Raw genomic sequence first — 19,915 nt, 5'->3', positions numbered from 1 at the left:
AATCAGAGTGGATGCCCAACCAGGTAGGGGCTCCCCACCTGTGAGTTCTCACAGGTGGTGACACAGAAGTGTGAAAGGCGCACGCACGGCGCGGGCAATCGGCGCGAAACGATACGAACGGCACCGGCGCGCGTTCATTCCGGCCGCTGGACCGAAAGGCCGCGCGGGGCATTCCCCGCGCGGCCCTCGACGTCGTCGGTGCTAGTGCGTGAAGTGCCTCGTGCCGGTCAGGTACATCGTGATGCCGGCTTCCTTCGCGGCGGCGATGACCTCCTGGTCGCGGACCGAGCCGCCGGGCTGGACCACGGCCTTGACGCCGCCGTCGATGAGGATCTGGAGGCCGTCGGGGAAGGGGAAGAACGCGTCGGAGGAGGCGACCGCGCCGCGGGCGCGGTCGGCTCCGGCGCGTTCGACGGCGAGCTTCGCGGAGTCGACGCGGTTGACCTGGCCCATGCCGACGCCCACGGAGGCGCCGCCGGAGGCGAGGAGGATCGCGTTCGACTTCACCGAACGCACGGCGCGCCAAGCGAACACGAGGTCGGCGAGGGTCGCCTCGTCGGCCGCGTCGCCGGTGGCGAGGGTCCAGTTCTCGGGGTCGTCGCCGTCGGCGTCGACCCGGTCGGGGCGCTGGGCGAGCACGCCGCCGGAGATCGGCTTGAGCTCGACGTCGGCCGGGGCCCACTCCGGGGCCAGCAGGATGCGGAGGTTCTTCTTGGCCGAGAGGATCGCGATCGCCTCGTCGCTGAACGCCGGGGCCACCACGACCTCGGTGAAGATCTCGGCGATCTGGGCGGCGGCCTCGGCGTCGACCTCGGTGTTCGCGGCGATCACGCCGCCGTAGGCGCTCAGCGGGTCGCACTCGTGGGCCTTGCGGTGGGCCTCGGCGATCGAGGCGCCCGAGGCGATCCCGCACGGGTTGGCGTGCTTGATGATCGCCACGGTCGGCTCGACGAAGTCGTGCGCGGCGCGCCAGGCGGCGTCCGCGTCGGTGTAGTTGTTGAAGCTCATCGCCTTGCCGTGCAGCTGCTCGGCCTGCGCGAGCCCGGCCGCGCCGGGGACGCTGTAGACGGCGGCGGCCTGGTGCGGGTTCTCCCCGTAGCGCAGGTCGGCGAGCTTGGCCATCGGCACGGCCAGGAAGTCGCCGAGGTCGTCGCTTGCCACCTGCTCGGCGAGCCAGGTCGCGACGCCCGCGTCGTAGGTGGCGAGGTGCGCGAAGGCCTTGGCGGCCAGGCGGAGCCGCTGCTCGGCGGTGGTGCCCTCGGAGGCGGCGGCGCGGACCAGGTCGTAGTCGGCCGGGTCGACGACCACGGCGACGTTCGCGTGGTTCTTGGCGGCGCCGCGGACCATCGAGGGGCCGCCGACGTCGATCTTCTCCACGATGTCGTCGAAGCCCGCGCCGGAGGCGACGGTCGCCGCGAACGGGTACAGGTTGCCCACGAGCAGGTCGAACGCCTCGATGCCGAGGTCGGCGAGCTGCGCGCGGTGGGAGTCGCGGCGGACGTCGGCGAGCATCCCGGCGTGGACCTTCGGGTGGAGGGTCTTCACGCGGTCGTCGAGGATCTCGGGGAAGCCGGTCAGCTCCTCGACCTTCGTGACGGGGATGCCGGCCTCGGCGATGCGGGCCGCGGTCGAACCGGTCGAGACGAGCGCGACGCCCGACGCGTGGAGGTCCGCCGCGAGTTCGACGACACCGGTCTTGTCGTAGACGGAGATGAGGGCTCGCTTGATGAGCTTCCGCTCGGACATGTGTGCACTGCTCCTGATCGAGTAATGACTGCGGCCCAGGCGTTCGACCGCAGTAACAGGTTCAGCAGTGCCGCTCCCTGGTGGTACTCCACCCGTGACCGTCTCTGAAGGTCCCCCCTCAACAACGAGCTGCCCGGTCCGTGCCACGGGAAACCTCGAAAGACGTCACTCGCCAGTCGCGACCAGCCGAGCGTAACACGGCCGCTTCGGACCGCGGTTCGGCCGCGTCGCGTGAGCGTCGCCACCAAGGACGGGAGGCGAGCGCCGCCAGGACCCCGCCGAACGCGTTCATGAGCGCGTCGTCCACCGAGACGACCCGGCCGGTCAGGAGCGTGAACTGGAGCGCCTCCAGCGTCACGGCGGCGACGACGGCACCGACCGCGATCGCGCCGAGGCCGAGCCTGAACCGGACCGGCAGGAAGAACCCCGCGGCGGCGAACACGAACAGGTTCCCCGCGAGCTGCTCGACGATCCGGCGCGGCCCGGCGCCGGCGAGGTCGGCGAGGTCCACGAACGGGACGAGCTGAAGCGCGTTCGCGCCCTCGCGGGAGGTGAGGCCGAGGAACAGCAGCGGCACCGAGCCGACGACCGCACCGACCTCCGCGAGGGAGTGCAGCCAGGCCTCGCGGCGCGGCCGTCCCGCGCGGATGCGCCAAGCGGCGAGCGCCCAGGCGACGCCGAACGCGAGCGGCAGCAGGGCGAAGGCGACGTAGAGCGTGTTCGCTTCGAGGGAGTTGACGGCGAGGGGTCGCATGGCCGATCAGCCTAGTCGAAACCCGGCCCGGTCAGCCCAGTCGAACGCGGTGACCTTCGACGCTCCAGCCGTCGCGGACCATGCGGCCGACGGCGGCGACCAGTTGGGCGCGTTCGGCTTCCTTGATGCGCTCGGTGAGGGTCTCGACGGTGTCGTCGTCCTCGACGGGGACGGCGCACTGGGCGACGATCGGGCCGGTGTCGACGCCCGCGTCGCAGATGAAGAGGGTCGCTCCGGCGAGCTTGACGCCCGCGGCGAGGGCCTCGCCGGGGCCGTTCATGCCCGGGAAGGCCGGGAGCAGCGAGTTGTGGGTGTTGATGTAGCGGCCGGGGAAGGCCGCCAGGAAGCGCGGCCCGCAGAGCTTGAGGAACCCGGCGGAGACGATGAGGTCGGGCTCGTGGGCGGCGACTTCGGCGGTGAGGGCCTCGTCCCAGGCGTCGCGGGTCGCGTGGTCCTTGACGCGGTGCACGAAGGTGGGGACGCCGGCCTTCGCGGCGCGCTCGGCGCCGTAGGTGCCGTCGCGGTCGGCGCCGACGGCGACGACGCGGGCCCCGTAGGCCGGGTCTTGGCAGGCGTCGAGCAGGGCCTGGAGGTTCGAGCCGGAGCCGGAGACGAGGACGACGAGCTTGGCGGCGGCTGCGGACCCGGAGGTCGGGACATCGGTCACGCCGAGAACCCTAACGCGTCGTCGCGGTTCGGCGAGGGCTCGGGGATGACCACCGTGTCCCTGCGCACGAGCTCGGCTTCGGCGGCCCGGCGGTGCACGGCGAACAGGCGGGCGACGAGGGCGGCGCCGACGAGGCCGATGAGGAACTGGACGCCGCCGAGGGCGACGACCGCGAGCGGGTCGGGGCCGAGGACGGCGAGGAGGTCGACGCCCGCGGCGCCGCCGGAGAGATAGGAGAGGAGGCCGAGGACGGCGGCGGCGGTGGCCGCGGCGACGATCGCCGCGGTCGTCACGCGGGGGACGCGCAGGTCCGGGGAGCGGTAGGTGAGGACCACGCCGAAGACGGCCGCGAGCATCACCGGCAGTCCGATGAGGATGGTCGCGTAGTCGGGGAGCGGCGCGGTGGGCACGGCGGCGAAGACCGGGAAGGCCGGGAGCGGGCCGAGTTCGACCAGCGCGGCCTGGACGGCGGTGTCGGTGCCGACGGCGAAGCCGGGCCCGGTGATGTAGGCGGCGGCCCAGACGGCGAGGTTCGGCAGGTAGAGCAGGCTCAGGAGGGCCACGATCCAGGACTCGTCCCCGTAGACGCCGAGGGTGTCGGCGACGACGGGTCCGCGCACGGCGAAGGCGACGCCGGTGGCGGCCGCGCCGCACGCGAGGACCGCTCCGGCGGTGGTCATGCCGGTGCGCAGGCCGCGCCGCAGCCACAACGAGGAGGTGTCCCAGGGCAGGACCCCGGCTTCGCGGGCCGCGCCGTAGGCGGTGGCGGCGATGACGAGCGGCGCGGCGTGGGCGAGCGCGGCCGGGAGGTCCACGGTGAACGGTCCGGTGCTGCACAGGGCGGCGACTCCGGCGACCGCTCCGGTGTAGAGGATGGTGACGAGACCGGCGGCGGCGCGCACGGCCGCGGCGTCCCTGCCGCCGATGGCCCGGGTGGTTCCGGCGGCGGCCTTGGCGAGGCGCCAGGCGATGAGGGCGGTGAGCGCGAGCGGGGCGACGCTGAGGTGGATCGTTCCGATGTCGACGGGCGCGCCGTGCCCGGAGAGCCAGACGACCCCGGCGGCAGCGGCCACGGTCGCGACGGACCCTTCGGCGCCGGCCTGCCACCAGCCGAGGATGACGCACACCAGGATCGGCGTGAACACGACCACGATGGACCACAGGGTGGTGGCGAGCGCGGAGGCGAGGAGGGCGCGGGGGCGTCGGGCGGCCTTGCCGCGCACGGGGATCGCCTCGGTGGCGCGCTGGGACGGGAGGGGGTCGGCGGCGACGTCGATCGGCACGGTCGCGCGCTGCGCGCTTCCCGCCCGGCCGGGCCTTCGATCTGGTCGCTGCTCCACGCCGACCAGTCTGTCACAAGGGGGCACGTGGAGGACGGTTCCCATGACGGGCCGCCGAATGCGAGGATGGGTCGGCGATCCCGCCCGTGGGGGCGGGCCGAAGGAGGCGGCAGTATGGAAGGTCCGGGCGACTTCTACGCGACGGTCGAGGCCTACGACGTGGTGGACGGCGACACGTTCCGCGCGAGGATCGACGGCGAGAAGGTGCGGGTGCGCATCATGGGCATCAACTCCCCCGAGTCGGGCGGGTACCGCGAGGAGGAGGACTGGGGCGAGGAGGCGAAGCTCTACGCCAAGAAGAAGCTCGAAGGCCGCACCGTCCACCTGTTCACCGACCCCGGCGACCCCATGTTCGACCAGTACGACCGCCTCCTGGCGCACGTCGTCATGGAGAACGGCATGAACTACGCCGTCCTCGCCGTCGCCGAGGGCATGGCCCACACCTACATCCTGCGCCACCAGGAGCTCACCATCGGCGACACCCTCCGCAAGGCCGAGAAGCTCGCCAGGGCCGAACGCCGCGGCATGTGGTCCTCCGCCGCCCACCGCGAATAGTCACCGACAGTAGTATCGGCTGTCGAGGAGGTACTCCATGGCCATCGATCAACCCGCGCGGCGGCGGCGCGTGACGGTCGCCGAGCTGCGATCCCATCGCACCGATCTGGCGCGCATCGGCGAGCAGCACGGCCTCAGCAACATTCGCGTCTTCGGTTCGGTGGCCCGCGGCGAGGCCGATGAGGACAGCGACCTGGACCTGCTCGTGGACGTCGCGCCGGGACGCGGCTACTTCGACATGGCGGGGTTCGCGCTCGACGTCGAGCAGTTGCTCGGGGTGTACACCGAGGTGTCGACGGTCTCGGGGTTGAAGTCGCGCATACGCGACCGGGTGCTGGCGGAGGCGATCCGGCTGTGAGGGATGACCGCGAGCGGTTTGCGGACATCCTGGAGGCGGCGGAGAAGATCCGGCGCAAGGTTGCTGAGGGCCGAGACGGATTCGATGCCGACGAATACGCGCAATTGGCCGTCGTCCACCTGATCCAGATCATCGGCGAGGCTGCGAACCGCCTCTCACCGGAGGCGACCGCGGCCATTCCGGATGTCCCGTGGCGGCAGATCGTCGCGACCCGCAACCGGGTGGTGCACAGTTACTTCGATGTCGATCTCGACCTCCTGTGGAATGTGGCGGCCGTTGACATCCCCAGACTCGCCGATCGGCTGAGCGAGGCACATCCTGATGTGGCCGCCCACGACTGACGCATGCGCGAGGGGCCCGGCCGTTGTGCGGCCGGGCCCCTTCGTGTTCGATCAGACCGCTTCGTCGACGGGCGTGCGTTCGCGCCCGTAGAGGAGGGGCTGGACGATGGCGGCGAGGATGCCGCCGCAGAGGGGGGCGACGATGAAGAGCCACAGGTGCTCCAGGGGCGCGCCGCCGGCGAAGAGGGCGGGGCCGAGGGAGCGGGCCGGGTTCACCGAGGTGCCGGTGAGCGGGAGGCCGACGAGGTGGATGACGGCGAGGACGAGGCCGATGGCGGCGCCCGCGGCGGGCGTGGCGCCCTTCTTGCTGGTAACGGCGAGGACGACGAACACGAGCAGGAACGTCAGGAGCGTCTCGATGACGAAGGCGCCGCCGACGTCGACGGTGGCGCCGTAGTCGTTGGCGCCGAGCGCGCCGGTCTGGTCGGTGGCGCCGCCGCCGGTCGTCATGTACTTCAGGAGCGCGGCCGCCCCGATGCCGCCGGCGAACTGGGCGATCCAGAAGCCGACCGCGGGGCCGACGCCGATGCGGCCGGTCAGGAGCGCGCCGAGCGTGACCGCCGGGTTGACGTGGCAACCGGAGATCGGGCCGAGCGCGTAGGCGAGGGCGAACAGCACGAGGCCGAACGCGAGCGCGACGCCCACGTACCCGACCCCTTCGGGCTCGATCCCGTACACGGCCGCGCCGACGGCGAAGAAGACCAGGCAGAAGGTGCCGATGAGTTCGGCCCAGATCGCTCGCATGACGTCCTCCTCGATGCCGGTGCGTGCCGTCCAGTCATCGAGGATCGCAGCATCGAAGGCCCCAGGGGCCGATTCGCCCCGATTGGACGGCTACCGGCGCCCGCTCAGGCGCGTTCGAGGTAGTGGAGGAGGCCGGTCGGCCGGAGTCCTCAGACCAGTGACAGTTTGATGATGAGCGCACGATCGAGGTCGGCAAGCTCATCAGGCTCCAGCGCGCCTTTGAAGTCGCCGAACCGACTGGGGTCGAGCGATTGGATCTGGTCGGTGAGGATACGGGTCTTCGCGCCGAGGAGCTCGCACTCCGGCCGGTAGACCGCCTCTCCGGCGCTGGTGGAGGTCATTGCGACCGTCACGGTGCTGCAAGCGAAGCGATCGGACTGGATGACCACGCAGTAGCGTTTGCCGCGCTGTTCGTGTCCTCGTCCTGCCAATGGTCGGATTTCGTATATCGCTCCGCGGAAGATCAATCGAGGAGTCCCAGGAACCGCTGGATCGCCAGCATCTCGGCCCGGTCGTCAGGGTCGGCGGCCAGCCGTTCGGAGTCCTCGCGCGCTTGCCGGATGACCTCGTCCCGGTAGGCGTGCAGCAACGCGTACCGAACGGCCTCGGTCTTCGTGCGTCCGTTCGCGGTCAGAGCGGCGAGGGCTCGATCCATGGCCTCGTCGGTGCGTACGTTGAGTGTCGACATGACCTCATCGTATCACATTTTGTAATACAGCCTGGTCAGGCGCGTTCGAGGTAGTGGAGGACGGCGGCGACGCGGCGGTCGGTCTGGTCGCCGGGGTTGAGGTCGAGCTTGAGGAAGATGTTGCGGATGTGCTTGTGGACGGCGTTCTCGGTGATGAACAGGCGTGCGGCGATGGCGGTGTTGCCGAGGCCCTCGGCCATGACCGACAGGACCTCCTTCTCGCGGGGGGTGAGGCGCTCGACCGGGTCGTCGGCGCGGCGCTGGGCGAACAGCTGGGCGACGACCTCGGGGTCGATGGCGGTGCCGCCGTCGGCGACGCGGCGCAGGGCCTCCACGAACGCGTCGACGCGGCCGACGCGCTCCTTGAGGAGGTAGCCGACGCTGCGGGCGCCATCGGCGAGGAGGTCGGTGGCGAAGCTCTGCTCGACGTAGGCGGAGAGGACGAGGACGGCCAGGCCCGGTTGGGCGCGGCGGGCGGCGACGGCGGCCTTGATGCCCTCGTCGGTGTGGGTCGGGGGCATCCGCACGTCGACCACGGCGACGTCGGGGCGGTGCTCGGCGACGGCGGCCAGGAACTCCTCGGGCCCGCCGACGGAGGCGACGACGTCGAAGCCCTCGCCGCGCAGGACGAGGTTGAGGCCCTCGCGGAGGAGGGTGTCGTCCTCGGCGATCACGATCCGCACGGCAGCTCCACTCTGATCTCGGTCGGCCCGCCCTCGGGGCTGGAGACGACGACCGTCCCGTCCAGGGCCTCGACGCGGCGCGCGATGCCCGCCAGGCCCGAGCCGCCTTCGGCGTCGGCGCCGCCGCGGCCGTCGTCGGCGACGACGACCCTGAGGGTATTCCATCTGCGGATCACGACCACCGAGGCGTACGTGGCGCGAGAGTGCTTGGCCACGTTGGTGAGCGACTCGGCGACCACGAAGTAGGCGGTGGCCTCCACGCTCGCGGGGCACCGGCCCTCCACGTCGACCTGCACGGTGCACGGAACGGCGCAGTCGGAGGCGAGCGCGCTCAGGGCGCCCGCGAGGCCGCGGTCCTCCAGGACCGGCGGCAGGATCGAACGGACGACCGCGCGCAGTTCGGCGAGCGACTCCTCGACGGTGGTCTGGGCGCGTTCGAGGATCTCGTCGGCGCGTTCGGGCGAACGAGTGACCTCGCGCCGGGCCGCGCCGATGAGGACGTTGACGGCGACGAGCCGGTTCTGCGCGCCGTCGTGGAGCGCGCGTTCGATGCGGCGCAGCTCGACGGCGTGCGCGTCGAGCGCGGCGGCGCGCGTCGCGGTGAGGCGGGCGACGCGTTCGGACAGGTCGACCTCGGGGTCGGGGCCGAGGAGGTTCACGCCCGGGCGGGCCTGGAGGCCGAGGATCTTGGGGCCGAACAGGAGCCACAGGGCGAACACGGCGATGCCGGTGGCGCACCCGAGGATCGCGGTGTTGGCGCTCTGGGCGGTGAGGAGGCCGTTGAGGATCTGCTGCTCGGACTCGGGCGCGAAGTACCACCACAGCGGGTAGGTGACGTCGCGGACGGCGATGAACGGCATCTGGAGCAGGATCGCGCCGAGGATGAGGCCCCACGTGCCGTGCAGGACCGTCCACAGCAGGTCGCGGCGGGCGCTCGGGTCGGTGCGGGCCTCCTTGAGCGAGCGCGGCGGTTCGGCGATCGGCCCGGTGTAGGGCGACTCGACGTCGTGGCCGAGGCGGCGCAGGCGCCGCCGTTCGAGCCCGGCGACGATCCGCACCCACTGCATCATCGGCGCCACGAGCGGGCGCCCGACGCCGAGCACCGCGAGCGCCCCCGTGAGCAGGACCAACGGCAGCGTGTACAGCGCGAGGATGCCGTACGCGGCGCCCACGGCCCCGTACCCGGAGGCGCGCAGCGACGCGAACAGGAGCGACCGCGAGTCGCCCTGGGTGCCGTCCACGCGCAGGAGCGCGTCGAAGCGGGCGCGCCAGCGCCCGGGCTGGTCTTCGGCCATGCGCACCCCCTGGTTCTCGGCAGTCCTGGTTTCCAACGGTTCCGGTTTCGGCGGCCCGGTTCGCAACCGCCTCGGTCCTCAGCGGCACCGGTTTTCGGCGGCACGGTTTCGGCGGTTCTGACGTGCCGGTCCGCCGTCGACTCAGAAACCTACCCGCAGCGGCGCGGATCGTCGCTACAGCTGCCTGTACCTCGGGCCCTCCTGCTGCCCCCACCTGGGAAACGGCAGCTGACCGCATTGGGCGAGAAGGCGATCCGCCATAGCGTCGACACCATCAGATCCGGAGGGACACCATGAACGACCAGTACCGCATCTCCGCCCCGCGGCAGGCGCCGCCGGCGGCGGGCGACCACTACAAGCTCACCAGCTCCGCGCTGTGGATCGGCCTCGTCGGCGGCGCGGCCTTCAACGTCGGGCTCCAGGCGGTCGGCCTGTGGCTCCTGGCGATCCCGTTCGGCGCGATGGCCGCCGTGAGCGGCATCGCGCTCATCGTCCGCGCGCTCGTGTCCGGGAAGCGCCGATGAAGACCCTCGCCGCCCCTCACGGCGGGCTGCGCACCGACGCGACCCGCCCTCCGGCCCTGCTCATGCGCGAGGTCACCAAGACGTACGACGGCGCTCATACGGTGCTCGACCGGGTCTCGCTGGAGGTCCAGCGGGGGACGTTCCTCGCGGTCATGGGCCCGTCCGGGTCGGGCAAGTCAACGCTGCTGCACTGCGCGGCCGGGCTCGACGACCCGACGAGCGGCGAGGTCCACGTGGGCGGCCACCGCCTGTCGGGTCTCAGCGAGACCAAGCGGACCCTGCTGCGGCGCAGGCGGATCGGCTTCGTCTTCCAGTCGTACAACCTGCTGCCGTCGCTGACGGTGGAGGAGAACCTGACGCTGCCGCTGCGCCTGTCGGGCGCGGCGGCCGACCGCACCTGGCTGCGGCACCTGGTCGAGCGGGTGGGCATCGCGGACCTGCTCGACCGCAGGCCCGCCGAGCTCTCGGGCGGCCAGCAGCAGCGCGCGGCGATCGCGCGGTCGCTCGCGGCCCGGCCCGCCGTGGTCTTCGCCGACGAGCCGACCGGCGCGCTCGACCTCGACACCGCCGCCGAGGTGCTCGACCTGCTGCGCGAGCTGGTGGACGAGTGGGAGCAGACCGTCGTCATGGTCACCCACGACCCGGCCGCCGCCGCGCACGCCCACGCGGCCTGCGTGGTCGCGGACGGGCGCATCGACGCGTACGTGACGAACCCGGACGCGGCCGGACTCGCCCGGCGCCTGACGACGCTCGGGCGGCGCTGACGTGGCACGGCGCGCCCCGGTGGACCGCCTGCCGAGCGGCCGGATCGGCATGGCCGGGCCCTCGCTGCACATGGCCCGGCGGCGCCTCGCGGGCCTCGTCGCGGTCGGCCTCGCCGTGGCGGGCGGGGCCGCGATGATCACCGTCGCGGCCGTCCTCGCCGAGACCGGCCTGACCTCGCATGTCGGCCCCGAACGGCTCGACGGCGCCGAGGTGCTGGTGGCGGCGACGCAGCGCCACGCGGTGCCCGAGGACGTCGACGTGCCGCTGCCCGAACGGGACGCGATCGACGCGGATCTGGTCGAGGCGGTCCTGGCGGTCCCGGGCGTGGAGGCCGCGGCCGCCGACGTCGCGTTCACCGCCCGGATGCCCGGCGGCGAGCCGGTCGAGGGGCACGGCTGGGACACCGCCGCGCTCACCGGTGCGGCCGTGGACGGCGACGCGCCCGACGGGCCCGGCGAGATCGCCTTCGATGCGGCGACCGCCGCGGCCGCGGGCCTGGACCTCGGCGACCCGCTCACGATCACGACACCGGGCGGCGACGAGACGTTCACCGTCGTGGGCCTCACCGACGCCCCCGGCGTCCACACCGACACCGCGACAGCCCGCGGCCTCGCGGGCCTCGGCGAGGACGAGACCGACCTCATCGCCGTCCGCACCGCGCCGGGCGCCGACCCCGAGACCGTCGCGGGCGACCTGCGGGCGGCGCTGCCGGGCCTGGAGGTTGCCACCGGCGACGCCCGCGGCGACCTCGAACGGCTCGAGAACCAGGCCGCGACGGGCGACCTCGTCGCAATGGCATTCGCGATGGGGGGCACCGTCACGCTCCTGGTCGGGTTCATCACGGCCGGGGCGATCGGCGTCGCCGTCGCGAACCAGCGCCGCGACCTCGCGCTCCTGCGCGCCGTCGGCGCCACTCCGCGCCAGGTGCGGCGCCTGATCGCCGCGCAGGCGACCGCCGCCGCGGCGATCGCGCTCGTCCCCGGCGTCGCTGCCGGGCACCTCCTCGCCGGGGCCTTCACCGGCTTCCTCACCGACTCCGGGATGCTCCCCGAAGGACTCCCGTTGGCGCGCACGCCGATCAGCGTCCTGGCGGTCGCGGCGCTGCTGCTGCTCACCGTCCAGGTGGCCGCGCGCGGCGCCGCCATGCGCGCCTCGCGACTGCCCGCCACCGCCGCGGTCGCCGAAGCCCGGGTCGAACCGAAGGCGCCCGGACGCGTGCGCACCCTCGCCGGGATCGCGCTGCTGCTCGCCACCGGGGCGCAGTCGCTCCTGCCGCTCGCCGTGCCCGGCGAGTCCGCGTTCATCGCCGCCGTGACCGCGACGATCGTGGCCGTCATCGGCTTCGCGATGGCCGGGCCGGTGATCGTCGGCGCGCTCACGGGCCGCGCCGCTCGCCGCCTCGACGACCGCACGCCCGCGCCGATGTGGCTGGCGGTCATGAACAGCCGCGCGTTCGCGCGCCGCACCGCCGGCGCCGTCGCGGTCCTCGCGCTCGCGGTCGGCCTGACGATCACCCAGGTGTTCTCGCAGACGACGTACACCGAGGTCACCGCCGCCGAGATCGCCGAGGGCGCGAGGGCCGACGCCACCGTCACCGGTCCGGTCGGGCCCGCCGACCTCGCCGAGCTCGCAGCGACCCCGGGCGTGGAGGGCGCCGTGGGCGTCGCGCACACCACCGTCCTGCGTGTCACCGACGACGCCGGAGCCGCCGAACCGTATGCGGCCCTGGCGTTCACGCCCGGCATCGAACAGGTCGCCGACCTCGGGTCGGTCGAAGGGGACCTCGGACGCGGCGGCACCGTCGCCGTGGCCGCCGCCTCGGCCCGCCTGTGGGGCGTCGAGGTCGGCGACCGGATCGAACTCGTCCTCGCCGACGGGACCAGGATCGAACCCGAGGTCGGCGGGACCTACGAGCGCGGCTTCGGCTTCGGGTCGATCGTGCTCGCCGCCGACCTGCTGGAACGCCCGCGCTTCTACGAGGCCGCACTCGTCGCCGGGGATCCGATCGCGGTCGCCGACTGGGCCGCGGGCACGGGCCTGGCGGTCGAGGCGGGCGCTACGGTGCCGCGCGAGCCGTCCGGGATGACCCCAGACCAGTGGATCAGCCTCATGGCGACCCTCGCCATGACCGGCTACGTGCTCCTGGGCACCGCCAACGGCCTCGTCGCGGCCACCTCGCGGCGCCGCACCGAGTTCGCCGCGCTCCGCGCGGTCGGCGCCACGCCCCGCCAGGTGCGGGCGATGGTGTCGCGCGAAGCGCTCCTCGTCGCCGCCGTCGCGGTCGGCGCGGGACTGTCGTTCTCGGGGCTCCCGATGGCCGTGCTCGGCCTCGGGTTCCTCGGGAAACCCTGGCCGCAGGGGCCGCTGTGGGTCATCCCCGCCACCGTCGCGGTCGCGGTCCTGCTCGCCTGGACCGCCACCGCGATCCCGGCCCGCCGCGCGTTGTCGGGACCGCCGACGGCGGCGCTGGCGGTCGACTGATGACGCGGCTAGGGCCGCCGTCCGGAGACGGCGGCCCTAGCGGGTGTGTGTGGTTATGCGGCTTCGACTGCGGTGCGGCGGCCCAGGAGGGCCGTCGCGCTGGCGGCGAGGCCGATGAGGGCCACGGCCGTGACCATGTAGAGGCCGGGGCGGTACTGCGCGATGCTCGTGGCGGCGCCGCCGGAGATGAGGCCGGTGACGACGGCGAGGACGACCGCGCCGCCGATCTGGCCCGAGGTCTGGACGAGGCCGGAGGCGAGGCCCTGCTCGTCGTCGGCGATCCCCTCGGTGGCCTGGACCATGACCGAGGAGAAGCCGAGCGCGAAGCCGAGGCCCAGCAGCAGGAACGCGGGCAGGTAGTCCACGACGTAGTTCGGCTCGGCGCTGCCGCCCCGGGCGATGAACCAGAGGTAGCCGAGGACGAACGCGGCCATCGAAGCGATGATCATCGACTTGGTGCCGTAGCGGTCGATGAACTTCCCGGCGAACGGGGAGAGGACCGCGACGATGATCCCGGCGGGGGCCAGCGCGAGCGCCATCTGGATCGGCTCCCACTGGAGCGTGTTCTGAAGGTAGAGCGACACGATCGTCTGGAAGCTGATGTAGGAGCCGAAGATCGCGAGTGCGGCGAGGTTGGCCCGCACGATCGACTTGACCTTGAAGATGCTCAGGCGCACCAGCGGGTGAGCGACCTTGTTCTCGATGATGAAGAACGCGCCGAGAAGCACGACCGCGGCCACGGTGGTGGCGGTGACCAGGGGCGTGAAGCCGGTCTCGGGGACGGTGACGATGGTGTAGACGGCGGCGAGCATGCCGCCGGTGAGGGTGGCGGAGCCGGCGAAGTCGATGTGCCCCTTCTCGCGCTCGGCGTTCTTGGGGACCACGAAGAAGGCGGCGATGATGACGCCGGCGACCACCACGACGGGCGCGAAGAACGTCAGGCGCCAGTCGATGCTGGTGAGCAGGCCGGAGGCGATGAGGCCCGAGGCGTAGCCGGTGGCGCCGAAGACGGTGAAGATCGACAGGGCCTTGTTGCGGTCGTGGCCTTCCTTGAAGGTGGTGGTGATGATCGACAGGGCGGCCGGGGCGGTGAACGCGGCGGCGACGCCCTTGACGATGCGCGAGGCGATGAGCAGGGCCTCGTTGTCGACGAGGCCGCCGATGAGGGAGGCGGCGCCGAAGACGACGAGCGCGGTGAGGAAGACCTGGCGGCGTCCGAGGAGGTCGGCCATGCGTCCGCCCAGGAGAAGGAGGCCGCCGTAGCCGAGGATGTAGCCGTTGACGATCCATTGGAGCGAGGCGGTTTCGAGGCCGAGTTCGGCGCCGATGGAGGGGAGCGCGACGCCGACCATGGAGACGTCGAGCGCGTCGAGGAACATCGCGAGTCCGGCGACGAAGAGGACGGCCCAGAGCTTCGGTCCCCAGCGGCTCGGGGCGTGTGCCGGGGTATGCGCCGGGGTGTCGATGCGGTTCGCGGGTTCGTCTTCCAGGGGTTTGGTGGCAGTGATCGTCATGGGCACGAATTTACATGCGCGTGCATTGGATGTCAACACATCAAATGCATGGACATTAAATGTCTTGACATGGTAATCTCCTGGTCATGGACGCTGCACCGGACGACGACGTATGTGTGAAGTGGTCTGAGACACTGCGCGTGTACCACACCACATCGTGCGAGCTCGAATCCGAGCTCCAGGCTCGACACGCCTTGGGGCTCAGCGAGTTCGAGGTGCTCCTGATCCTGTCCAAGTGCTGCGGCGACGGCGAGGGCAAGGCCAAGATGAAGGACATCGAGGCCGAGATGTACCTCAGCCAGAGCGCCCTCTCCCGCACCGTCACCCGCCTGGAGAAGGCGGGCCTGGTCACCCGCGCGGTGTGCGACTTCGACCGGCGCGCGAACTTCCTCATGCTCACCCCCTCCGGCCGCGAGCGCTTCAAGGCCGCTCAGCCGACCCACCGCGAGGTCCTCGTCAAGCACCTCTCCTGAGGCGATGCGCCCCTGGCGTTCGCGCCGGACGCGGGACGGCTGCACCCACCCCCTGTACAGGGTCGGTAAGGTGAAGGCGAGAGAAGTCACGACCTGATCCGGCTTGGAGCGTGGATGCAATGACTCCCCCTGAGAACGACCGACCCGAAGACGAGGACGGCGGCACCTTCAAGCTCAAGCCCGGTGCCGGAACCCCTCCCCCGGCGGCGCCGCCCGCGGGCGGCGAGGAGAACCTCGACCGCACCATGAAGATCCAGCGCGGCGCCGTCCCGAGCGCGCCCGGCACGCCCCCGCCGCCGCCCTCCCCCCTCGGCAACCCGACCGGCCCGGCCGAACCGCAGGCCGCGACGTACGCCGAGACCACCGTCATGCCCCAGCAGGGCGGCTCCCAGACCGGCTACCAGCCGACCCAGCAGCCGCAGCAGCCGCCGCTCGGCCAGCCCCAGCCCGGCTACGGCCAGCAGCCGCCCCAGCAGTCCCAGCCGCCGCAGGGCTACGGCCAGCAGCCCTACCCGGGCCCGCCGCCGCAGCAGGGCTACCCGCAGGCCCAGCCGGGCGTCCCGGCCGGCGAGGCGCCCGAGGGCATCAAGCGCATCGGCCTCATTGCCATGATCGGCGCCGGCCTCGGCGTCGTCGCCGCGATCGTGTTCATCGCCATGCTGGGGCCCTTCGGCGTCGGCGCGGCCCTGTTCATCCTGCTGTTCTCCGCCGCGTTCGGCTGGTACGGCTGGGCGCTGCCCAAGGGGAAGATCCCCGCCGCGGGCCTGCGCCTGACCGGCATCATCCTCATGATGATCGGCGCCGGCGGCTCCGTGCTCTCGGTGCTCGGTGCGCTCATCACGCTCGACTTCATCAGCGTCGTGCTCTACCTCGTGCTCGGCGCCGCCTACGGCTACGCGTCCTTCCTCTACATCAAGGACGACGCCGTCAAGGCCTACATCAAGGGCGCCCCCGCCGCGCCCTACGGCTACCCGCAGCAGGCGGGCTACCCGCAGCAGCAGCCCCAGCAGCAGGCGCCGTACGGCCAGCCGCAGCAGCCCGGCGGCTACCCGCCGCCGCCCCCCGGGTACCCGCAGCAGGGGCAGCAGCCCCCGCAGCCGCCCTACGGCGGTTAGCCCTACCGGCTCACACCGGTCGCGACTAAGCTCACTCGTATGCATCGGCCGCGGCACGCACGGCTCGCCACAAGCGCCGTGCGTGCCGCGGTCTCCGTACAAGGAGGTACTTCCATGTCTGCAAGCAGCGCGCCGATCCGAGTGGTCGTGGCCAAGGTCGGACTCGACGGCCACGACAGGGGCGCGAAGGTCGTGGCGCGGGCCCTGCGCGACGCGGGCATGGAAGTGGTCTACACCGGGCTGCACAACTCCCCCGAGCAGGTCGTGGCGACCGCGCTCGCCGAGGACGCCGACGCGATCGGCCTGAGCATCCTCTCCGGCGCCCACATGACGCTCTTCCCGCGCGTGCTGCGCCTGCTGGACGAGGCCGACGCGCGCGACATCGTCGTCTTCGGCGGCGGCATCATCCCCGACGAGGACGCGGCCGAGCTCCGCGAGGCCGGCGTGGCCGAGATCTTCGGCCCCGGCGCCTCGACCCAGGTGATCGCCGAGTGGGTGCGCGGTCATGTGCCCTCACCCGATCAGGGCAGCCGCGCGGCCGCCTGAGGCCCGCTGCCTGCGGCGACGCCCGCTTCGAAAAATTCTTTGGCGAGACCGTAACCGGGTTCGGGCGGTCTCGTTCTTATAGGTGTCGGAGGCATTCGAAAGAACGCCGAAGACGCATCGGCAGCGGCGCGAAAGCGCCGCTCGGATACGGCCTCAGCGCATTGAACGATGATTTCGAACTCATCGGTAACACGCTAGAGCTGTGCCACAAACTGCCGATGCCCTGTCGATTGAGGGGTGGCGATAGGGCATCGTGCCTAAGGGAATCAAGCCATTGAGGGGTGGGCTTGGTTCCCGCTAAGGGGACCGGACGCCTGAGGGGTGCGTCCGGTCCCCGCCTCTTTGCCCCGAGCGCACAATTCCTCGCACCGGCCGTGAACCGCCAGGCCGGGCCCGGCGCCGCCGATCCGGCCGCCAGACTCATCACACCGGCCGCCTGCCGGACGCCCCGACCGCTCGCCGCGGGTTACCCTGCGATAACGGGCACCTGTACCTGTGCCCCGCTCGCCGGACCCGGTTCACCGGGAACGCGGCCCCTGGCCGCGCCGCGGGCGGGGAGGCCCAGGGCCGTCCGGTCAAGGAAGACTAGCTAGTGGAGCGGACTCTACAGTGGATCTGTACGAATACCAGGGCCGCGCACTGTTCGCCCGGCACAGTGTGCCGGTGCTGGACGGCGGCGTCGCCACCACCCCGCAGGAGGCCGTGGAGCTCGCAGAGCGCCTCGGCGACCGGGTGGTCGTCAAAGCGCAGGTGAAGGTCGGCGGCCGAGGCAAGGCGGGCGGCGTGAAACTCGCCGACACCGTCGACGAGGTCAAGACCCACGCCACGAACATCCTCGGCATGGACATCAAGGGCCACACCGTCGAGAAGGTCATGCTGACGGTCACCGCCGACATCGACTCCGAGTACTACTTCTCCTACCTGCTCGACCGGGCGAACCGCACCTTCCTGTGCATCGCCTCCGTCGCCGGCGGCATGGAGATCGAAGAGGTCGCCCACACCGACCCCGACAAGGTCGTCAAGCTCCCCATCGACGCCGGGGTCGGCGTCACCGAGGAGATCGCGAACGACATCGTGACCCGGGCCGGGTTCCCCGAGGACCTGCGCGACCAGCTCGTCGACGTGTTCGTCAAGCTCTGGGGCGCGTTCGTGGCCGAAGACGCCACGCTCGTCGAGGTCAACCCGCTCGTGCGCACCCCCGAGGGCAAGGTCCTCGCGCTCGACGCGAAGGTCACCCTGGACGAGAACGCCGACTTCCGCCACCCCGAGAACGCCGAGTTCGAGGACAAGGCCGCGGTCGACCCGCTCGAGCAGCGCGCCAAGGACTCCGGCCTCAACTACGTCAAGCTCGACGGCGCGGTCGGCATCATCGGCAACGGCGCGGGGCTCGTCATGTCCACGCTGGACGTCGTGTCGTACGCCGGCGAGAACCACGGGGGCGTCAAGCCCGCGAACTTCCTCGACATCGGCGGCGGCGCCTCCGCGGCCGTCATGGCGAACGGCCTCGAAGTGGTCCTGTCGGACCCGCAGGTCAAGTCCGTGTTCGTGAACATCTTCGGCGGCATCACCGCGTGCGACGAGGTCGCCCGCGGCATCCTCGGCGCGCTCCAGACGCTCGCCGACCGCGGCGAGGACGTCACCAAGCCGCTCGTCGCCCGCATCGACGGCAACAACGCCGAGGAGGGCCGCAAGATCCTCGCCGACGCGAACCACCCGCTCATCACCGTGGTCGAGACCATGGACGCCGCGGCCGACAAGGCCGCCGAACTCGCGAACAAGGGAGCGTAGTCCGATGGCGATCTTCCTCAATGAGAACTCCAAGGTCATCGTCCAGGGCATGACCGGCTCCGAGGGCATGAAGCACACCCGCCGCATGCTCAAGGCCGGCACCGAGATCGTCGGCGGCGTGAACCCGCGCAAGGCCGGCACCAAGGTCGACGTCGACGGCGTGAGCCTGCCGGTGTTCGCCTCCGTGCAGGAGGCCATCAGTGAGACCGGCGCGAACGCCTCCGTCGTGTTCGTGCCCCCGGCCTTCTCCAAGGCCGCCGTGATCGAGGCGATCGACGCCGAGATCGAACTGGTCATCGTCATCACCGAGGGCATCCCGGTGCACGACTCCGTGACCTTCTGGAACTACGCCGAGTCCAAGGGCAACAAGACCCGCATCGTGGGCCCGAACTGCCCCGGCATCGCCAGCCCCGGCAAGTCGAACGCGGGCATCACCCCCGCCGACATCACCGGCTCGGGCCCGATCGGCCTCGTCTCCAAGTCCGGGACGCTGACCTACCAGCTCATGTACGAGCTGCGCGACATCGGCTTCTCGACCTCCGTCGGCATCGGCGGCGACCCGGTCATCGGGACCACCCACATCGACTGCCTCAAGGCCTTCGAAGAGGACCCCGAGACCAAGGCGATCGTCATGATCGGCGAGATCGGCGGCGACGCCGAGGAGCGCGCGGCCGAGTACATCAAGAACCACGTCACCAAGCCCGTGGTCGGCTACATCGCCGGTTTCACCGCACCCGAGGGCAAGACGATGGGCCACGCCGGCGCCATCATCTCCGGCTCCGCCGGGACCGCCGACTCCAAGAAGGAGGCCCTGGAGGCCGCCGGGGTCAAGGTCGGCAAGACCCCGAGCGAGACCGCCCGCCTCATGCGCGAGGTCGTCGAGAACCTCTAAGCGGGGCAAGGACACAGGAGGCCGGGCGGGGAACCGCCCGGCCTTCGTCGCGTCAGTCCTCCTCGATCCAGAAGTTGTCGTGGAGGGCGAAGAACGCCTTGCGCTCCTCGTCGGTCATGTCGCCGATCGTCAGCAGGCCCTCGAAGTAGTCCTCGCGCGGGGCGCCGGGATGGAACATGAGGAGCATCGAGGCGGGCTCGCCGGACTCGTTGCGGAAGCCGTGGACGCCGCCCTCGGGGACGTGCACGAAGTCGCCTGGCACGTGGTCGACCCACTTGGCGCCGTTGTAGATCCGGATGCTCCCCGAGAGGATGTAGAAGGACTCGGAGATGGTGCGGTGGAAGTGCGGGTCGGGCCCGGAGCGGGCGCCGCTCATGTTCCATTGGTAGAGGCCGAACTGGCCGTTCGTGGTCGCGCCCGTGGCGAGGTAGCCGGCGGTGCCGCCGTTCGGGTAGGTCAGGTCCGGCGCGGCCCCGGCGGGCCGGAACTGCGCGTTCATCTCGCCGTGGTCGCCGAAGTACTTCGGTTCGGGGTAGGACATGTTCGCTCGCTCTCTGCTCCGGACCGGCGGCGCGGGTCCCGCGCCCCGGCGGGCTCGTGAAGGCCGGTGCACACGTGAAGACCGCCCGGCGGACCGGAAATCATC

At 71.7% G+C, this 19,915-nt stretch carries 21 protein-coding genes, 1 pseudogene and 1 riboswitch; of the genes and pseudogenes, 11 read left to right on the top strand and 11 right to left on the bottom strand.

Annotated elements, in window-relative coordinates; all coding sequences use genetic code 11:
• Positions 1-201 precede the first annotated feature (201 nt).
• The 4 genes and pseudogenes from purH to E9998_RS24305 form a co-directional block, all read right to left on the bottom strand.
• Complete coding sequence (gene purH, locus E9998_RS24320; RefSeq protein WP_136532342.1) at positions 202-1,746, bottom strand: bifunctional phosphoribosylaminoimidazolecarboxamide formyltransferase/IMP cyclohydrolase; 1,545 nt, start codon at positions 1,744-1,746, stop codon at positions 202-204.
• A 26-nt stretch (positions 1,747-1,772) separates the two neighbouring features.
• A riboswitch (ZMP/ZTP riboswitch) is annotated at positions 1,773-1,936 on the bottom strand.
• A 78-nt stretch (positions 1,937-2,014) separates the two neighbouring features.
• Positions 2,015-2,500 (bottom strand): annotated as a pseudogene (locus E9998_RS24315) (VanZ family protein); the annotation flags it as partial.
• Between the two features lie 31 nt (positions 2,501-2,531).
• Positions 2,532-3,167 carry a phosphoribosylglycinamide formyltransferase gene (gene purN / locus E9998_RS24310; protein WP_136532340.1) on the bottom strand — a complete coding sequence of 212 codons (636 nt, stop codon included), beginning with the start codon at positions 3,165-3,167 and terminating at the stop codon, positions 2,532-2,534.
• Positions 3,164-4,507 (bottom strand): cell division protein PerM, encoded by a 1,344-nt coding sequence (locus tag E9998_RS24305; protein ID WP_136532339.1) that lies wholly within the window; start codon positions 4,505-4,507, stop codon positions 3,164-3,166. The genes purN and E9998_RS24305 overlap by 4 nt, the downstream gene beginning before the upstream one ends.
• Before the next feature lie 114 nt (positions 4,508-4,621).
• Here E9998_RS24305 and E9998_RS24300 point away from each other — a divergent pair, with 114 nt between their 5' ends.
• The 3 genes from E9998_RS24300 to E9998_RS24290 are packed head-to-tail and all read left to right on the top strand — an operon-like array spanning position 4,622 to position 5,761.
• Complete coding sequence (locus tag E9998_RS24300; protein WP_158299978.1) at positions 4,622-5,062, top strand: thermonuclease family protein; 441 nt, start codon at positions 4,622-4,624, stop codon at positions 5,060-5,062.
• Between the two features lie 37 nt (positions 5,063-5,099).
• Complete coding sequence (locus tag E9998_RS24295; RefSeq protein ID WP_136532337.1) at positions 5,100-5,420, top strand: nucleotidyltransferase family protein; 321 nt, start codon at positions 5,100-5,102, stop codon at positions 5,418-5,420.
• Positions 5,417-5,761, top strand: coding sequence for a HepT-like ribonuclease domain-containing protein (locus tag E9998_RS24290; protein WP_136532336.1), 345 nt, complete (start codon positions 5,417-5,419; stop codon positions 5,759-5,761). Before E9998_RS24295 ends, E9998_RS24290 begins: the two co-directional genes overlap by 4 nt.
• A 51-nt stretch (positions 5,762-5,812) precedes the next feature.
• Here the strand turns inward: E9998_RS24290 and E9998_RS24285 are convergent, their stop codons facing one another.
• The 5 genes from E9998_RS24285 to E9998_RS24265 all read right to left on the bottom strand — a co-directional run bounded on the left by E9998_RS24285 (position 5,813) and on the right by E9998_RS24265 (position 9,171).
• The gene (locus E9998_RS24285; protein ID WP_136532335.1) at positions 5,813-6,505 is read right to left on the bottom strand and encodes an MIP/aquaporin family protein; all 693 of its coding nucleotides are present in this window, start codon (positions 6,503-6,505) and stop codon (positions 5,813-5,815) included.
• Between the two features lie 149 nt (positions 6,506-6,654).
• A complete protein-coding gene (locus E9998_RS24280) occupies positions 6,655-6,972 on the bottom strand; it encodes a type II toxin-antitoxin system PemK/MazF family toxin (protein WP_136532334.1) in 318 nt (105 codons plus the stop codon).
• Complete coding sequence (locus E9998_RS24275; RefSeq protein ID WP_204745633.1) at positions 6,969-7,193, bottom strand: hypothetical protein; 225 nt, start codon at positions 7,191-7,193, stop codon at positions 6,969-6,971. The genes E9998_RS24280 and E9998_RS24275 overlap by 4 nt, the downstream gene beginning before the upstream one ends.
• A gap of 35 nt (positions 7,194-7,228) precedes the next feature.
• Positions 7,229-7,876, bottom strand: coding sequence for a response regulator transcription factor (locus E9998_RS24270; RefSeq protein WP_136532333.1), 648 nt, complete (start codon positions 7,874-7,876; stop codon positions 7,229-7,231).
• On the bottom strand, positions 7,864-9,171 hold the full coding sequence (locus E9998_RS24265) for a sensor histidine kinase (protein WP_136532332.1): 1,308 nt from the start codon (positions 9,169-9,171) through the stop codon (positions 7,864-7,866). The genes E9998_RS24270 and E9998_RS24265 overlap by 13 nt, the downstream gene beginning before the upstream one ends.
• A 293-nt stretch (positions 9,172-9,464) precedes the next feature.
• Between E9998_RS24265 and E9998_RS24260 the strand changes: the two genes are divergently transcribed.
• The 3 genes from E9998_RS24260 to E9998_RS24250 are packed head-to-tail and all read left to right on the top strand — an operon-like array spanning position 9,465 to position 12,941.
• Complete coding sequence (locus E9998_RS24260; RefSeq protein WP_136532331.1) at positions 9,465-9,695, top strand: hypothetical protein; 231 nt, start codon at positions 9,465-9,467, stop codon at positions 9,693-9,695.
• A complete protein-coding gene (locus tag E9998_RS24255) occupies positions 9,692-10,459 on the top strand; it encodes an ABC transporter ATP-binding protein (RefSeq protein WP_136532330.1) in 768 nt (255 codons plus the stop codon). The genes E9998_RS24260 and E9998_RS24255 overlap by 4 nt, the downstream gene beginning before the upstream one ends.
• Position 10,460: 1 nt before the next feature.
• Complete coding sequence (locus E9998_RS24250) at positions 10,461-12,941, top strand: FtsX-like permease family protein (RefSeq protein ID WP_136532329.1); 2,481 nt, start codon at positions 10,461-10,463, stop codon at positions 12,939-12,941.
• Positions 12,942-12,994: 53 nt separating this feature from the next.
• Here E9998_RS24250 and E9998_RS24245 read toward each other — a convergent pair whose 3' ends face one another.
• Positions 12,995-14,455 carry an MFS transporter gene (locus E9998_RS24245; RefSeq protein WP_136532328.1) on the bottom strand — a complete coding sequence of 487 codons (1,461 nt, stop codon included), beginning with the start codon at positions 14,453-14,455 and terminating at the stop codon, positions 12,995-12,997.
• An 86-nt stretch (positions 14,456-14,541) separates the two neighbouring features.
• Between E9998_RS24245 and E9998_RS24240 the strand changes: the two genes are divergently transcribed.
• The 5 genes from E9998_RS24240 to sucD all read left to right on the top strand — a co-directional run bounded on the left by E9998_RS24240 (position 14,542) and on the right by sucD (position 19,269).
• Positions 14,542-14,928: a MarR family winged helix-turn-helix transcriptional regulator gene (locus E9998_RS24240; protein WP_136532327.1), complete on the top strand. Its 387-nt coding sequence runs from the start codon at positions 14,542-14,544 to the stop codon at positions 14,926-14,928.
• Between the two features lie 119 nt (positions 14,929-15,047).
• Positions 15,048-16,043, top strand: coding sequence for a hypothetical protein (locus E9998_RS24235; protein WP_136532326.1), 996 nt, complete (start codon positions 15,048-15,050; stop codon positions 16,041-16,043).
• Between the two features lie 114 nt (positions 16,044-16,157).
• A complete protein-coding gene (locus E9998_RS24230) occupies positions 16,158-16,589 on the top strand; it encodes a coenzyme B12-dependent isobutyryl CoA mutase small subunit (RefSeq protein ID WP_136532325.1) in 432 nt (143 codons plus the stop codon).
• 609 nt (positions 16,590-17,198) lie between these two features.
• Entirely contained in the window at positions 17,199-18,377 is a 1,179-nt protein-coding gene (gene sucC / locus E9998_RS24225; protein WP_136532324.1) for an ADP-forming succinate--CoA ligase subunit beta, read from the top strand.
• 4 nt (positions 18,378-18,381) lie between these two features.
• Positions 18,382-19,269: a succinate--CoA ligase subunit alpha gene (sucD, locus tag E9998_RS24220; protein ID WP_136532323.1), complete on the top strand. Its 888-nt coding sequence runs from the start codon at positions 18,382-18,384 to the stop codon at positions 19,267-19,269.
• A 52-nt stretch (positions 19,270-19,321) separates the two neighbouring features.
• Here the strand turns inward: sucD and E9998_RS24215 are convergent, their stop codons facing one another.
• Positions 19,322-19,810, bottom strand: a complete 489-nt coding sequence (locus E9998_RS24215; RefSeq protein WP_136532322.1) for a cupin domain-containing protein — start codon at positions 19,808-19,810, stop codon at positions 19,322-19,324.
• Positions 19,811-19,915 lie beyond the last annotated feature (105 nt).

The sequence above is a fragment of the Glycomyces paridis genome, assembly GCF_004912155.1.
Taxonomy (GTDB): domain Bacteria; phylum Actinomycetota; class Actinomycetes; order Mycobacteriales; family Micromonosporaceae; genus Glycomyces; species Glycomyces paridis.
The sequence above is the reverse complement of the archived record's forward strand: the minus strand, read 5'-3'. Positions and strand labels throughout refer to the sequence as shown.

What these genes read in the sequence shown, in the direction of transcription:
- purH (WP_136532342.1), bottom strand. Translation starts at nt 1,746, where the DNA reads ATGTCCGAGCGGAAGCTCATCAAGCGAGCCCTCATCTCCGTCTACGAC.
- E9998_RS24275 (WP_204745633.1), bottom strand. Translation starts at nt 7,193, where the DNA reads ATGTCGACACTCAACGTACGCACCGACGAGGCCATGGATCGAGCCCTC.
- sucD (WP_136532323.1), top strand. Translation starts at nt 18,382, where the DNA reads ATGGCGATCTTCCTCAATGAGAACTCCAAGGTCATCGTCCAGGGCATG.
- E9998_RS24255 (WP_136532330.1), top strand. Translation starts at nt 9,692, where the DNA reads ATGAAGACCCTCGCCGCCCCTCACGGCGGGCTGCGCACCGACGCGACC.
- E9998_RS24215 (WP_136532322.1), bottom strand. Translation starts at nt 19,810, where the DNA reads ATGTCCTACCCCGAACCGAAGTACTTCGGCGACCACGGCGAGATGAAC.
- E9998_RS24230 (WP_136532325.1), top strand. Translation starts at nt 16,158, where the DNA reads ATGTCTGCAAGCAGCGCGCCGATCCGAGTGGTCGTGGCCAAGGTCGGA.
- E9998_RS24235 (WP_136532326.1), top strand. Translation starts at nt 15,048, where the DNA reads ATGACTCCCCCTGAGAACGACCGACCCGAAGACGAGGACGGCGGCACC.
- E9998_RS24300 (WP_158299978.1), top strand. Translation starts at nt 4,622, where the DNA reads ATGGAAGGTCCGGGCGACTTCTACGCGACGGTCGAGGCCTACGACGTG.
- E9998_RS24265 (WP_136532332.1), bottom strand. Translation starts at nt 9,171, where the DNA reads ATGGCCGAAGACCAGCCCGGGCGCTGGCGCGCCCGCTTCGACGCGCTC.
- E9998_RS24260 (WP_136532331.1), top strand. Translation starts at nt 9,465, where the DNA reads ATGAACGACCAGTACCGCATCTCCGCCCCGCGGCAGGCGCCGCCGGCG.
- E9998_RS24285 (WP_136532335.1), bottom strand. Translation starts at nt 6,505, where the DNA reads ATGCGAGCGATCTGGGCCGAACTCATCGGCACCTTCTGCCTGGTCTTC.
- E9998_RS24245 (WP_136532328.1), bottom strand. Translation starts at nt 14,455, where the DNA reads ATGACGATCACTGCCACCAAACCCCTGGAAGACGAACCCGCGAACCGC.
- E9998_RS24240 (WP_136532327.1), top strand. Translation starts at nt 14,542, where the DNA reads ATGGACGCTGCACCGGACGACGACGTATGTGTGAAGTGGTCTGAGACA.
- E9998_RS24295 (WP_136532337.1), top strand. Translation starts at nt 5,100, where the DNA reads ATGGCCATCGATCAACCCGCGCGGCGGCGGCGCGTGACGGTCGCCGAG.